Raw genomic sequence first — 14595 nt, 5'->3', positions numbered from 1 at the left:
CGTTTATTCCCTTATGTCTGGGGTAATTCAATGAATAACGGCATGGCTATTCGATATACTATTCACAGCATATGTCCATCAATCTTGCCTTGCAAGGAGGAACTTAAAATGAGGAAGACCAAAATCATCTGTACAATCGGTCCCGCATCGGAATCGCTCGAAACACTCAAGGAAATGATTGCGGCAGGCATGACGGTTGCAAGGCTCAACATGGCCCACGGAGAGCTTGATGAACATTCCGCCCGAATCCGAAATATCCGGCAGGCTGCATCCGAGCTCGGCACCTTCGTACCCATCATGATGGACATCAAGGGACCTGAGGTGCGGATCGGCAAGCTGAAGGAGGATTATGTCACCCTGAAAGCCGGTGAACTGCTGACACTGACGACTGAGGAGATTCTCGGCGACGAGAAGCGGATTTCCGTGAATTATCCCGATATGACCTCGGTCATCAAGACCGGAGACCGTATCCTGATTGACGACGGGCTGATTGATCTTACCGTAACCGGTGTCAACGGATCGGATATGGAGTGCCGGATCGTCAGCGGCGGCTTGCTGAAGCCGAGAAAAGGCGTCAATCTGCCCGGCGTTCATACGACGCTCCCAGGCGTGACCGAGCGGGATATCAAGCATATTCATTTCGGCATCGGCGAAAAAATCGAAATGATCGCCGCCTCCTTCGTCCGCAAGGGAGACGACATTCGTGAAATCCGCAGCATCCTCAACGCTAGCGGTGCGGGGCATGTTCAGATCATTTCCAAGATCGAGAACCATGAAGGCATGACCAATCTGGATGATATTATAGAAGCCTCCGACGGCATCATGGCCGCCCGCGGCGATCTCGGCGTAGAGGTGCCGGTTGAAGATGTGCCGATGCTCCAGAAAGAAATGATCGACAAATGCAACCGGGCCGGCAAGCCGGTCATCGTGGCGACACATATGCTGGAATCGATGCAGATCAACCCCCGCCCGACCCGCTCGGAGGTCAGCGACGTTGCGAACGCCGTCTTGCAAGGCGCCGATGTCGTCATGCTGTCGGGCGAATCGGCTGCGGGCAAATACCCGATCCAGTCCGTACGCACAATGGCGGCCGTAGCGGCCAAGGCGGAGACGATGATCAATTACAAGGAGAAGTTCATACAGGGATTCGACTGGAAGGAGCAGAGCGTGACCGAGGTGGTCAGCCGCAGCGCCGTAAGCTCTTCCCTGATGCTCGGAGCCAAAGCCATCATCGCCGCCACCGAGAGCGGCTTCACCGCCCGAATGATCTCCAAGCACCGGCCGGAAGCGCCGATTATCGCAGTGACGCCCAATCAAGAGGTACTTCCGAAGATCTGCCTGCTCTCCGGCGTTATTCCCGTGCTGGGTTCGTCCGTGTCCACGACAGATGAAATGTTCGAGTCCTCGGTGGAAAATGCGGTGAAGACCGGCATGGTCTCGCAGGGCGATACCGTCGTCCTGTGCGCAGGCGTGCCGATCTGGAAGGCCGGAATGACGAATCTGGTCAAGATTCACCAGGTTTAGGCGTTAGTGCCCTATGTAGCTGTTGCCTCGATGAAATAGTAGAAGCTGGTTGTAAGCAGCCCCTTCCCGCCCGCATGCTTCTCGAATTGGTTCCGAATCCCTGGGAGGCATTGCTCACTAGCATACCGGGTGAAGCTGTCGCTCTGGCCAAAGGTCAGCAGAGACAGAACGTCCTCCGGCGCCGGCAGCCACACGGTTTCTTTAATTTTCGACAGTGAAATGCCGGTCAGACCGCTGGCGCCCAGGCGCTGTTCGATTTTGTCCAGGATTGGCGTGCCTGGTGAAGGAGGGGCAAACAGTCCGGGGAAGCAAATTCCCAGCTCTCCTCCATCTCCATCCCCGTCGCCGGGATGAAAGAGTAACAGCCTGCCGCCGGGCCGGACGATCCGGTTCCCTTCGGCGTACCAGCTGGTCGGGCCTTTTTTGGTATAAGCAATATCGAAAGAGTTATCGTCAAAAGGCAGCCCCTCATTTGTTCGCCCTAGCACATAGCTGATGTTAGGTTTTTGGCCCGCTTTCGCGGTCTCGATAAACCCTTCTGTCATATCGTAACCAACAACCTCTTCGGCCACCTTGGCCCACTGCTCCGTGTAGGCTCCATGTCCGCAGCCAACATCCAGTACCTTGCCCCGCGCATGGATGCGGAGCTTCTTCGTCAGCGTCTCTTCCGCTTCTTCGCCTTCGATGATCCTTCCAGGCGGCAGTTCATATTTGCCCGTACATGCTGCCAGGCGGTTGCACCAGCCGACCGTTTGGGGTTCTGCCACAGAATAATCGCAATCTCCATAATAGCAATCTCCAGTTTACCAGAAATTTTTTCCAATCGCTGAGCTTTGTCAATATCCTTACACAACATGAAATAAATATAGCATCTGGGGGCATTCTCATATTGAAGGTTCCGGGCATATCCTATATAATTCAGTACAATAAAAAGCCGCTATTATATAAGGCCTTCGAAAGGAACTGAAGAACGTCATGACAGAGAAGCTGAGAGCCGGAATCGTCGGCGGGACCGGCATGGTCGGCCAGCGTTTCATCGCTCTACTCGAGAATCATCCCTGGTTTGAAGTTACTGCAATTGCCGCAAGCGCCAACTCGGCGGGCAAATCCTATGAAGAATCGGTAAAGGGCAGATGGAAGCTTTCCACGCCGATGCCCGAAAGCGTTAAACATATTCAGGTTCAGGACGCCTCCAAGGTGGAAGAAGTCGCAGCCGGACTCGACCTGATCTTCTGCGCTGTCGATATGAAGAAGAATGAGATTCAGGCGCTTGAAGAAGCCTATGCCAAGGCTGGTGTTCCCGTCATCTCCAACAACTCCGCGCATCGCTGGACGCATGACGTTCCGATGGTCGTGCCGGAGATCAACCCCGAGCATCTGGAAGTTATCGCACATCAGCGCAAGCGCCTCGGAACAGAAACCGGATTTATCGCGGTCAAGCCGAACTGCTCCATCCAGAGCTATGTGCCGATGCTGTCCGCTCTGAAGGAATTCCAACCGACCCAGGTCGTCGCCAGCACCTATCAGGCGATTTCCGGAGCCGGCAAGACCTTCACCGACTGGCCGGAAATGCTGGATAACGTTATTCCGTACATCGGCGGCGAGGAAGAGAAGAGCGAGCAGGAGCCGCTGCGAATCTGGGGTACGGTGGAGAATGGCGAGATTGTCAAGGCCTCTGCTCCGCATATTACGACCCAGTGTATCCGCGTCCCTGTAACAGACGGTCATCTGGCTACGGTATTTGTCTCCTTCGAGAACAAGCCATCCAAGGAAGACATCCTTGCCAAATGGAACAGCTACAAGGGCCGTCCGCAGGAGCTTGAGCTGCCGAGCGCGCCGAAGCAGTTCATCACCTACTTCGAAGAAGAGAACCGTCCGCAGACGCATCTCGACCGCGATATCGAGAATGGCATGGGCATTTCCGCCGGACGTCTGCGCGAAGATTCCCTGTACGACTTCAAATTTGTGGGTCTGTCCCACAACACTCTCCGCGGCGCTGCCGGCGGTGCGGTCCTGATCGCCGAGCTGCTGAAGGCCGAAGGATATATTACCAAGAGATAAGTCACGAAACCCCCGCTGGAGACAGCGGGGGTTTTCGTTTGCTTAGGCCGCTTCAACTGTTCATAACAGCGTTACACTTCTCTCTCACTCACCGCTCACTTTCATTCTTTTTTTATCTTTTCTCATCTCTTCTCAATCTTCGCTCGCTCTCCTCTTGCTTTCCTTTCATTCTCCATCAACCCCCATCCGTTTCTATATAGCAGCCCGAACTGCAGGTTAAGTTGAATCAAGTGAAAAAACCGGCCCGCTGCTATCCGGGATAGCTGCGGGCCGGTCCTGCCTTCTATTCGATATGATATTTTACGGCTTCATAACAAAGTTATAGATTGCCTGCGCTGCTTCCGCGCGGGTGGATACGGCCTTGGCGCCGAAGATGCCATTGCCTTGGCCCTTCATCAGCCCGAGTGAAACAGCCGTCGCTACATCTTCCTTCGCCCAGCTGCTGATGCTGTTGGCATCTGAGAATGCTGACGACTTACTGGAAGCAGCTGCCTCTCCTGTCTTCACCTGATAAGCCCGGAGCAGCATGGATGCCATTTCTTCGCGGGTTATGGCCTGCTGCGGATTGAAGCGTCCGCCGCTGCCTTTGACGATTCCGTGCTCATAGGCTGCCGCAGCATATTCGGCATACCATGCGCTGCCAGCTACATCAGAGAACGAAGCTTTGCCCTTAGCCGTCAGTCCCAGCGTCCGGACGAGCATTGCCGTGAATTCGGCGCGGGTCACGCGCTGATTCGGAGCGAAGGTATCGGCTGAATCGCCGGTTACGATATGCTTCGCGCTGAGTACGGCGACGGCTTCGTTCGCCCAATGGCTCGCCGGAAGATCGCTGTAGCTCTTCACATATTCCATGACGGCATAACGGCTGAAATGAGTCACCCCAGTCTTCAGCAGACTGCCGTTCAAGGTACCGCCTGCATACTCGGCGACACCGCTAAGTCTCAGATAATACACGCCCGCCAGTTCGGAATGGGTACCGTCAGTCAGCGGGAACGTCAATTGAATCGGCGCCGGGAAGACCGTCAGATTCATTCGGGTGCCGTCCTCAGCCACCGCCTGCAAGCTGAAGTCATAGACCTCTCCGGCCAATGTCATACGGGTGTTCGCCGGCAGCTGCAGCCCGCTTGCCACGGATTGCTTGGTTGAAGCATCCAGCGTATTCACGATGAGTTCGATTCGGGCTCCGGCCTTGCGCTGATCTTCCGTCAGCAGGGCCGTGAGGGAAGTCAGAACTTGAGACGGAATGGAGAGCGTCACTCCATCGGCTTTAACCTCAAGTGTCTGCAGTCCTGCCGCTGTCGCTGCCTCTGCAGGAAGCAGAAGCCGGATCACGCCCGCACCCAGTGTAATAGCAGCTGTGCCGCTTGCGTCCGGCTTCAACTGCGCCGCCGTGATGACTTGCACTCCCGGAGTCTGGGTTTGGCCGGAAGAGGTTCCACCGCTGCTTCCCGCCGCGGACGTTACCGTAACATCAAAGCTTCCGGTCCATTCACCATAATGCGCGGTAATAACAGCAGTGCCTGCCGCAAGCGCATGGACGGTACCGCTTGCATCCACACTCGCCACTTCCGGAGTGCCGGATTCGAACACCGATGCCGCTGTGACATCCTTCCGGCTTCCGTCGCTGTAGACGGCTTGCACTACAGTGCTCCAAGTGCCGCCCACGGCAAGGCTGGTTGCCGGTCCGCTGACCGACAGCGCCGTCACCTCCGGCTCCTTGGCAATTACCTGCACGCTATAGCTCTTGGTCATACCGCCGTACGAAGCGGTAATTTCGGCATTGCCCGGCGATACAGCCGTGACGATGCCTTTGCTGTCCACGCTTGCCACAGCCGGCTGCGAGGATTCAAATACTGCGCCGTTCGTAACATCCGCCGTACTGTTGTTGTCGTACTGCGCGGTAACAACCGTGCTCCAGGTATCACCGACTGTCAGTGCTGCCGCAGGCGAATTTACGGTCAGCCCTGTCAGCGAAGGCTGCGTCTCTCCTCCTCCGCCCGGATTGCCGCCGGTACGGTTAACCGTAATCGTCAGCGTCTTGGTCGCCTGGCCTGCGCGTCCTTTATCCGTGTACCACGGAAGCGCCAGCGTCTCGGGCGTAGGTTCCATATGCAGCACGAAGCTGTTCGTTCCATAGGCCAGCGGGATGCCGTTCAGCAGAACATTGCCCCGGCTGTCCATTGCCCCCTGTGGAATCGGCTGTCCGTTGATCGTAAAGGATACGCCGAACGGAACAAATGCCTTCAGATTCATCGTACTCTCATCGGTTGTGTAGTCGATATCGGACCCGTAAGAGGTACGCGGAAGGGTCACGATCATCGGCATGTCGCTCCATCTGAGCACGTAATCGTCGATCAATTGTTTACTGCCGCCCTGATTGACGATGGTCAGCTTCATATTGGTGTCGGTGGAGCTGTACGCCCAGTTGCCCATGTCCGTCGTGTCGTTGGCAGAGCGGCTGTGACTGGTGAACGCCTCGGTGCTCCAGGCTCCCCGGGTGTACTTGTATTGAATTGTTTTACCCGCCATCATCTTGAAGGAATACTCGACGACGCTGCGGTCGGTCGCGCCGCTCGGAACGGTCAAAGCCGTGCCGCTGGCGTTCCAGCCGTTAAAGTCGCCTGCAATATAGATGCTGTCGGTGCTCGGCGTATAGTCAGGCAGATGCAGCCGCATCGTCACATCAATCATGACCGTCTTCGGCGTTACACTCTGCTCTTCGGAGTACGCGCGGTTATATGAGCTGTCATAGGCCGCGATTTTGTACGTATACGGAGTATCATTGCTGACGGTGTAATCCCTGTAGGAGACCGCGCTCTTGTCCAGCGAAGCGATCAGCCTGTAATCATGGCCCGCTTCTTTGCGGAACACTTCAACGCCCGCCGCTCCTTCCGTATCGAGTGTCCAGGACAGATTCGTCATATTGGATTCGACCGGAATTTCGGCCAGCACCGGCGCAGCCGGCGGAATCGTATCATCCGGATCGGCATACGCCGTCATCGTCTCCGGTGCGGATGAAGTGAAACTCTCTCCGTTATCGGTGGAGACCTGTGCCAAATACGTGTAGGAACCCGGCATGGTCGGCTCGAAGGCTGCCCAATAAATTTTGGCCCCTTCCTCCACATTGTCATCCTTATAACGGAGCTTCGTTTCAACCGCCTGATCCGGCGATGCTCCGCTCGGATAGTAAATCAGCTTCGCGACAATGCCTGAAGGTTCTTGATACACGCTGGATGGCACATCGGTGAGGCCCGGAATCTTGATCTCGACCTGGATTTCATAGGTCACCTTGCCGACGCCAATCGTCATATCCTTCGCCTGCTGCACGGTCGCAACGCTCTGGATCGCAAAAGCCGGCGTCGCTGATGCCATATCGCATTGCGCGCTTTCACTAACGCCCTGCTTGGCGGTTACGGTGTAATAGTATTTGCTGCCGTTGGTGACGGTGCTGTCGGTGAAAGAAGGATCTGCCGTTTCCCCTACCTTTTGCAGCGTGCCACCTTCAATAGCCGCCCGGTAGACGGTATAGCCTTCCGCCCCGTTCACCGAATTCCAGCTCAGCACAACCTGTCCGTTGCCTGCCGCCGCATGAAGTCCCGTTACGGTCGGGAGTACAGACAGATCGGAGGTCGACAGCAGCATCATGCCGGACAGTGCCGGAATCGACAGGCTGATCTTGCCTCCGGTTACCGTTCCCTCGGCACCGCTGCCGAGCTGGTCGCGCAGAGTCAGACCTTCCGGCAGGTAGCCTGTCACATCGGCCGATACCGTCTGTGCGGAGCTGCCGCGGTTGATGGCGACAAGCGCGCCTTTGGTATCATTTTTACGTGCATAGACAATAACGTCCCCGCTTGCGTAGGCCACTTTCAAATCTCCGGTGCGGAAGACCTCATTGTCATTACGAACCTGCGCAGCGGTCTGATACGTATGGAACAGCTCCTCATAGCCGCCTGTTGCACTGTAGCTTCCATTACTGTTCTCAATAACGCGTTCCCAAGGGAAGGTGCGTCTGGAATCAGGGTCCTTCGTGCCCGTAACGCCAACCTCGTCTCCGTAGTAGATCGTAGGAGCCCCGGGGTAACCCATCTGCATAATCGCAGTCAAAGCTTGCAGCTTAAGCGCCTTGTCGGAAGCATCATCTGCAATAACGAGATGCTCTTCCTCATAATTCGGGTTGTCGTATTTCGTGATGGATCTTGTGGTATCGTGAGAGTCCACCAGGTTAAGCATTGCCTGCCAGGCTTCCTTCGGATAATCCTCGCGGATCGATTCCAGCGACTGATTAAGTGTGGCCGCGTCGCCGGAAATCATATAGCTCTGAACCGCGCTGCGGAAGCGGTAGTTCATGACAGAGTCGAACTGGTCTCCAAGCAGATACTTGGTCGCTACGCCCCATTCCTCGCCCAGGATGACCGGCTCTTCGATCGCATTGCCGTTCGCATCCTTTCTGCCTTCCGTCGACTTGACGGCTTCGCGGAATTTCTGCCAGGTTCCCCCGGATACATCCGGAGCAACATCCAGACGCCAGCCGCTTGAACCCATCCACAACCAGCGCTGCGAATTGGTCGACTGCATCTCCTGGGAGGCCTGGGCATCGGTCAATCCCGTCAGATCATGGCCGATGACCGTGTCGCGGTAGCCGATGTTATTCCATTCATTCGCTCCTTCAATCGCTTCGGAGTCCGCCGGGAAGAAATCGGTCGCTTCGGTCTGCGGCTCCTTAGCATCCATCACCGGCAGCGAATCATAGCCCCACCAGGCATCGTATTTGTAATGCTTATTGCTGTCGTCACCGTTCTTCACCAGCTCGTTCGAGATCGTAAACCAGGTGGTGTACGTGAAATCCTCAGGATATTTATAGTGTTCATTCGTCAGCGGATTGATCTTGGCGGTGAACTCTGCCCGTACCGCCGCTTCCGCGTCGGCTTGCGAGAGGTTCTGCCCGTTCATCAGGTCATAGACCTTGGACCAGTATTCATAGGCTCCGATTTCGGGATATTTCTCATACCGGTCAAAATAGATGGAATCATCACCGACATGATTGAATACGCCGTCGTTGATAATATGCATACCCAACTCGCGCGCCTCTTTGGCGAACAGCTGGTAGATGCGGTCCGACTGGGCCCGGGTCTCCGTGTAATCAAGACCGGAAGCCGGATCTCCCGGCGTATTGTACACCGGCTCGCCGAACATCGGATCGAGATGCTCATAGTCCGTGGCATCGTACTTATGGTTGGAGGCGGCCCATGCAACCGGATTCAAATACAGCGTCGTGACGCCCAGCGACTTCAGATAGCCCAGCTTCTCCTGAATGCCCTGGATGTCGCCGCCATAGAACTCATTCGTCCATACGCCATCCGTCTTCGCATCCGGATAATAAGGCTTGTTCTCCGCCTTGGAGCGGTCGGGATTCTCTGGCGCAGTAGTCCAATCCCCCCACACCTGGTCAGGTGTTGGATCATTGCTGACACCGCCGTCGAAATATTGCAGCTTCTGCCCGCCTTTGCTCGTGGCTGCATCCTCGGTCAGCGCGCCGCGATAGCCGTCGGCCGTCTTGGCGCGGTTATTGCTGTCATCCCCATCAAAGAACCGGTCCGGGAAAATCTGATACACAACCGCATCCTTCATCCAGTCCGGTGTCTTGAAATCCGGGTCGTAGACCGTCAGGTCATAGGGCACAGCGCCTTCTGTGCTGACAGTGCCGGTGCCGCCTCTGGCGGTATCGTCGCCGTATTCCACTTTGGCCGCTCCATCCACAAGAATGAACTTGTAGCCCCATATGCCAATTTTGGAGAACTGGGACGCCGGAATCGTCACTTCAAAATAGTCCTTGCCGTCCACCGAAGTTACCCGGTTCATCGTAAAATCCTTGGACAGCGAGTCCGGATTGGTCAGCTCAACCTTCGCCAACTGCACATCTCCCTTAAGGGCGGCGATACGCAGCGTGACCGCTTCCTGCCCCATTTTGACGGCGCCGAACGGCTTCTTGTACGTGATCGAACGGCTGTCAAAGACAAGCGAGCCGCTGTCGATTTTACCGTCATACACAGAATTTTTCGGGACATAATTATGAGTCAGCTTTTTGCTGCTTGCGCTGTTGTCGATCGTGAAAGTCACATCGGACGGGTCCAGCACATTGACGGACAGGTTCTGCCCTCCGTCTCCATAGCTCTCGCTTGTATTCCAGTCAGTGCCGAAGATTACCTTGGCTTCGTAGCTTCCGACCGGAAGAGTGCGCTGAATTTTATAGATTGAATTGTCAAAGTTATAATCCACAAAGAACAGCTGGCTGGTCGCTGGCGACCAATCGTCGCTCTCTCCCAGCTTCATCTGCAGATTGCCGACGAGCCTCGGCCAATTGTCAGTCGAACGGGACGGCACATACTGCTGTATGCCCTGAACATTCGGCAGGCTGATCCGCGCCTGATTCAGATCCTCGTTTATGTAGAAATTGACCTTGGATGCCGAATCCAAATCAAAGGCAAAATTGTTCCCTGCATTGTCAAACCCGCTCCACGTTCCGGATTTGACCAGCTTGAACTCGTAGTGTCCGGCGTCCAGCACGGTCGAATATTCATAAAAGCCTCCGACCAGATGCTTCATCCGGGTTACCGAGTCGCTGTTATTCCAGCCGTTCAAGCTTCCGACCACGACCCAATTGGTTCCGCCTCCCGGCTGATCGGCCAGCACATCGGCAGCTGGTGCTCCCGTATCGGCGTGCGCCGACTGCGGCAGAATGCCAAGCGCCAGCTGAAGCACCATAATTACAGCGGTTACAAATGAAATCCAGCGCCGGTGTTTCCTCATTGCGTTGATGGACATAGACCCTTATCCCCTCCAGTTTTTTGTTAAATTAGTTGCGCTAACGTTTGCACAAATTCCAGAAAAAGACCGCTCCGCACTTTTCATCGACAAATCATTCCTTATTCCGGCTGAAGTCGGTTTGAAGCACTATAAGCGGTCAGTTGTGCAATCGTTTGCATCAACATATTAACTTTATCATAGCATATGTAATCAGTGATGTAAACGCTTTATTCACCGGCTGCGATTTTTATTTGTCCAGAGAAAAAGATGGTTTGTGTATTCCTTTCTATCCCGAGACTTCATCCAAGCCTTCTTCATTTCTTTGCACTTTCTTTCATTCCTTCAGTTAGAAAATTGATGATTCCAATCCGAAAATCCTGATTCGAACGATGTCGCAAGGCCCCTCGCTTGAATAGATCCGGCTAGGCGTTCAACTTACCACAACATGCACGAAGAAGCTGCCCGATGCTCACTCGACAGCTTCTTCGTTTCAACCGGAATCCCCCGCCCATTGTTCATAAAAGAGCTGGATCAATCCGGCTCAATGAAATTCAGGCATTGAGCTTGACACTCAGAGCCTTGTTCTTCTCTTTGAATTTATCGTTATGCGAAGAGACGTACGCAACCTTGTCCGCCGAGGGATCGATGTACAGCTTGGCGCTGTTCACCGCAAGCGCAGCATCCGTGAAGGCGCCGGCGATCAGCCTTAGCTTGCTCTCATGATGCGCAAAATCGCCAGCCACAAATACCCCGGGCAGATTGGTCTCCAGCTGTGGACTAACGAAGGCGTTCCATTCCCCCATTTCGAGGTTCCAATCGCGCACCGGGCCGAAATCGGATTTCAGTCCATGGCTGACAATGACGGCATCCACCTGTACCCGATCAGTTGCCCCGCTCTCCGAATGCGCCAGTGTGACCTCTTCGATCAGTTCACCATTGGTACTGTGCAGTTGGCTGATGCTATATGGAGTGCGCACGTCAACGGATGATCTCCGCATTTTGAGAATGCTGCCTTCATGTCCGCCGAATTGGTTCCTGCGATGAACGACCGTTACTTTGCTGGCAACGGGCTCAAGAGCATTGGCCCAGTCCACCGCGGAATCTCCTCCGCCCGAAATCAGCACATGCTTGCCCCGAAAGGGCTCCAGCTCCTGAACCGTATAATGCAGGTTGGTAATCTCGTAGCGGTCGGCTCCTTCAATATCGAGCTTCGCCATCCGCAGTATCCCATAACCGATAGCCAGTATGACCGTCTTCGTCAAATGAACGCTGCCCGATGCGGTAATCAGACGGTAGATCCCGTCACCCTGGAGCTTCATCTCCACCACCTGCTCGCCCTGGACAATGGTCGGGTCGAACGTGGTTGCCTGTTCCTTCAGCCGATCGATCAGATTTCGGCAGCTCAGCGGCGTAACGCCTCCAACATCCCAAATAATCTTCTCAGGATAAATGAGCATCTTGCCGCCCAATTCCTCATTTGCATCGATCAGCTTGGTCTTCATATCTCTCATGCCACTGTAAAAGGCAGCGTACATACCGGCCGGGCCGCCGCCGATAATGGTCACATCGTATATTTCAGAATGCTCATTCATCGCCTCGTTCATCGTTATCCTCCAGACGTAGTTCAGTTATATGATATTGATAATCATTATCAATAAAATTTTAACCGATCGCCCTGTTTTTGGCAACCGCAATATGCCGGATTTTAATGACGGGGTTCTGATCCTCTCCCGCGTTCCATGCCAAGCAGCCCGGAGACCAGTGTGTCCGGGCTGTCTAGTATCTTATTAACCGTCGCGATTCGGCCTGCTTCAATCTGCCAAGATGCGGCCTGACCCTGATCCGCCTTATTCGGCAGGCGGCGTGAATGTGCGCGCCGCAAACTCGGCGTCCATCATATAGAAAGCGTTGCTGTCCTTGTCGATCCGCTTCAGCTTCTCAATAATGGTGCTGAACAGCGATTCTTCCTCTACCTGCTCGTCCACGAACCATTTCAGAAAATACATGGTGGCATGCTCGCGCGTCTCCAGCGCAAGGTCGGTCAGATTATAGAATTTGCCCGTATTTTGCTGCTCATGGGCATATCCATGTTCAAATGCGTCCAGAACCGATGAATAATCATTCTTCGGCTCAGGCAGTGCCGCAAGCGTAGCCCGGAGGCCCCGGTCATTGAGGAAGCGGTAGATCTTCATGGCATGGAACCGCTCTTCTTCCGCCTGAATCAGAAAAAAATTGGCAAAGCCGTCCAGACTTTCGCCCGAACAATAAGCCGCCATCGCCAGATAGACATGCGCCGAGTAAAACTCAAAATTCAGCTGCTCGTTCAGCGCTTTCGCCAGTTCTTCTTTCATAACTCCACTCTCCATTTCTAGTCCAGGATTTTCTATCATCATAGCATACCCGTTCAAGTAAATTAAATCCAATTTCTATTGAACCGCACTAGCAGCTTTCCATAGAGAGACCAATCGGATTGATCCGCCACGAAAAAAACCGCAGGTCGGCATCCTTTCCTGAAGAAAGCCTCACTGCGGATATGGACTCGACCCGGAAAGCCCGGACGGGCTTCACTGGGCGATTTGTTCCTTGATGTTCTGCAAAATCTTCTTCTCCAGCCTCGACACCTGCACCTGGGAGATGCCGAGGCGGCTCGCGACCTCGGATTGGGTCTGATCGCGATAATAGCGCAAATAGACAATGAGACGCTCCCTTTCGGTCAAAGAGCCAATAGCTTCGTTCAACGCCAGCTTGTCGAACCATTTCTCCTGGGAGTCGTCGGCAATTTGGTCGATCAGCGTAATCGGATCACCGTCGTTCTCGAACACCGTTTCATGGATCGAAGCAGGCGGCTTATTCGCTTCCTGGGCAAACACGATATCTTCCGGCGTTACACCAAGCGCCTCGGCGACTTCGCCGATCGTCGGCAGCCGGTCCAGCGTCTTGGACATCTCATCCTTCATCTTGCGCACCTTGTTCGCCATTTCCTTCAGCGAGCGGCTCACCTTCAGCGTCCCGTCATCTCTCAGGAAGCGCTGGATTTCGCCGATAATCATCGGCACGGCGTAGGTGGAGAATTTGACATCGTAGCTGAGATCGAACTTGTCCACGGACTTGAGCAGGCCGATGCAGCCGATCTGGAACAGGTCGTCAGGCTCATAGCCCCGGTTCATGAACCGCTGCACGACCGACCAGACGAGCCGGATATTGCAGCCGACCAGCGTATCCCGGGCCGTCGTGTCTCCGGCCTGGCTGAGCGCGATCAGCCGTTTGACCTCCGCATCGTCCAAATAGGTCGGCGGAGCTTTCTTTGATTCCGCATCCATAGCTCCATCCCCTAGTTAAAAAGCGCTTTTTTTGAGACAATCGTCTTCTTCATCCGGATGGTGGTTCCCCGCCCCGGCTCGCTGGTCACTTCGAATTCATCCATGAAGTTCTCCATGATGGTGAAGCCCATGCCCGAGCGTTCAAGCTCCGGCTTCGAAGTATACAGCGGCTGCTGCGCCAGCTCCAAATCCTCGATCCCCCGACCCTTGTCCTCGATCATGAGACTTACGGTCTCCCCTTCGACGACAGCCGAGATATAGACGATCCCTTCCGGATCGCCGTCATAGCCGTGGATTATGCAGTTGGTCACCGCCTCGGAGACGACAGTCTTAAGATCGTTAAGCTCCTCCATCGTCGGATCAAGCCTCGATACGAAAGCCGCTACCACGACGCGGGCGAATGATTCATTCTCCGATAGTGCGGAGAACTGGACGCTCATGAAATTGGTGCTCGGCTCCATGCTCATAACGCCACCTCCAGATCAGAAAGCGCCAAATCTTCACTGTCATACAGAGACATAATTTTGAGCAAGCCCGACATATCGAGCAGCCTCCGAACCGCCGGATTGGCATCGCACAGCACCATTTTTCCTCCCTTGCCGCGAATCAGCTTATACCGTCCCAGAATAACGCCAAGACCGGAGCTGTCCATGAACTGGAGATCCTTCAGATTCAGTACCAGATGCTCCACCTGCCGGCGCAGAATCGCCTCGTCCAGATCCATTCTCACATAATCGGCGGCATGGTGATCCAGCTCGCCTGTCAGGCGCACGACCAGCACTCCGCGGTGATGCTCCATTTCCACATGGGAATTCATAATCGTCACTCTCCTCTTCGCTGCTTAAGAAGCGGCTTTCAGACGCCTCTCTCGGCGCCTTTCGGACAA

At 54.7% G+C, this 14595-nt stretch carries 9 protein-coding genes; 2 read left to right on the top strand and 7 right to left on the bottom strand.

Annotated elements, in window-relative coordinates:
• Positions 1-108: 108 nt before the first annotated feature.
• Positions 109-1524 (top strand): pyruvate kinase, encoded by a 1416-nt coding sequence (gene pyk / locus KIH86_RS26350; RefSeq protein WP_223086371.1) that lies wholly within the window; start codon positions 109-111, stop codon positions 1522-1524.
• An 11-nt stretch (positions 1525-1535) separates the two neighbouring features.
• Here pyk and KIH86_RS26345 read toward each other — a convergent pair whose 3' ends face one another.
• Positions 1536-2291: a class I SAM-dependent methyltransferase gene (locus KIH86_RS26345; RefSeq protein WP_223086369.1), complete on the bottom strand. Its 756-nt coding sequence runs from the start codon at positions 2289-2291 to the stop codon at positions 1536-1538.
• A gap of 208 nt (positions 2292-2499) precedes the next feature.
• On the opposite strand from KIH86_RS26345, the gene asd reads away from it, so the two are divergent.
• Positions 2500-3585, top strand: a complete 1086-nt coding sequence (asd, locus tag KIH86_RS26340) for an aspartate-semialdehyde dehydrogenase (RefSeq protein WP_223086365.1) — start codon at positions 2500-2502, stop codon at positions 3583-3585.
• A gap of 300 nt (positions 3586-3885) precedes the next feature.
• On the opposite strand, the gene KIH86_RS26335 is transcribed toward asd, so the two are convergent.
• The 6 genes from KIH86_RS26335 to spoIIAA all read right to left on the bottom strand — a co-directional run bounded on the left by KIH86_RS26335 (position 3886) and on the right by spoIIAA (position 14526).
• A complete protein-coding gene (locus tag KIH86_RS26335; protein ID WP_223086362.1) occupies positions 3886-10407 on the bottom strand; it encodes an S-layer homology domain-containing protein in 6522 nt (2173 codons plus the stop codon).
• A 533-nt stretch (positions 10408-10940) separates the two neighbouring features.
• Entirely contained in the window at positions 10941-11981 is a 1041-nt protein-coding gene (locus tag KIH86_RS26330) for an NAD(P)/FAD-dependent oxidoreductase (protein ID WP_223087668.1), read from the bottom strand.
• A 255-nt stretch (positions 11982-12236) separates the two neighbouring features.
• Positions 12237-12740, bottom strand: coding sequence for a ferritin (locus tag KIH86_RS26325; RefSeq protein WP_038697184.1), 504 nt, complete (start codon positions 12738-12740; stop codon positions 12237-12239).
• A 213-nt stretch (positions 12741-12953) separates the two neighbouring features.
• Entirely contained in the window at positions 12954-13709 is a 756-nt protein-coding gene (sigF, locus tag KIH86_RS26320) for an RNA polymerase sporulation sigma factor SigF (protein ID WP_223086360.1), read from the bottom strand.
• An 11-nt stretch (positions 13710-13720) separates the two neighbouring features.
• Positions 13721-14170, bottom strand: coding sequence for an anti-sigma F factor (gene spoIIAB, locus KIH86_RS26315; protein ID WP_456094030.1), 450 nt, complete (start codon positions 14168-14170; stop codon positions 13721-13723).
• Between the two features lie 2 nt (positions 14171-14172).
• The gene (gene spoIIAA / locus KIH86_RS26310; RefSeq protein ID WP_223086355.1) at positions 14173-14526 is read right to left on the bottom strand and encodes an anti-sigma F factor antagonist; all 354 of its coding nucleotides are present in this window, start codon (positions 14524-14526) and stop codon (positions 14173-14175) included.
• Positions 14527-14595: the final 69 nt, after the last annotated feature.

Origin of the sequence: Paenibacillus sinensis, from assembly GCF_019904155.1 — a bacterium.
In the GTDB taxonomy this organism is placed as follows: Bacteria; Bacillota; Bacilli; order Paenibacillales; family Paenibacillaceae; genus Paenibacillus_AQ; species Paenibacillus_AQ sinensis.
This window is presented reverse-complemented; position numbering and strand designations above follow the sequence as displayed.

Excerpts from the sequence above, each read along its gene's own strand:
- pyk (WP_223086371.1), top strand. The coding sequence starts at position 109 with ATGAGGAAGACCAAAATCATCTGTACAATCGGTCCCGCATCGGAATCG.
- asd (WP_223086365.1), top strand. The coding sequence starts at position 2,500 with ATGACAGAGAAGCTGAGAGCCGGAATCGTCGGCGGGACCGGCATGGTC.
- KIH86_RS26335 (WP_223086362.1), bottom strand. The coding sequence starts at position 10,407 with ATGTCCATCAACGCAATGAGGAAACACCGGCGCTGGATTTCATTTGTA.
- KIH86_RS26330 (WP_223087668.1), bottom strand. The coding sequence starts at position 11,981 with ATGAATGAGCATTCTGAAATATACGATGTGACCATTATCGGCGGCGGC.
- KIH86_RS26325 (WP_038697184.1), bottom strand. The coding sequence starts at position 12,740 with ATGAAAGAAGAACTGGCGAAAGCGCTGAACGAGCAGCTGAATTTTGAG.
- sigF (WP_223086360.1), bottom strand. The coding sequence starts at position 13,709 with ATGGATGCGGAATCAAAGAAAGCTCCGCCGACCTATTTGGACGATGCG.
- spoIIAB (WP_456094030.1), bottom strand. The coding sequence starts at position 14,170 with ATGGAGCCGAGCACCAATTTCATGAGCGTCCAGTTCTCCGCACTATCG.
- spoIIAA (WP_223086355.1), bottom strand. The coding sequence starts at position 14,526 with ATGAATTCCCATGTGGAAATGGAGCATCACCGCGGAGTGCTGGTCGTG.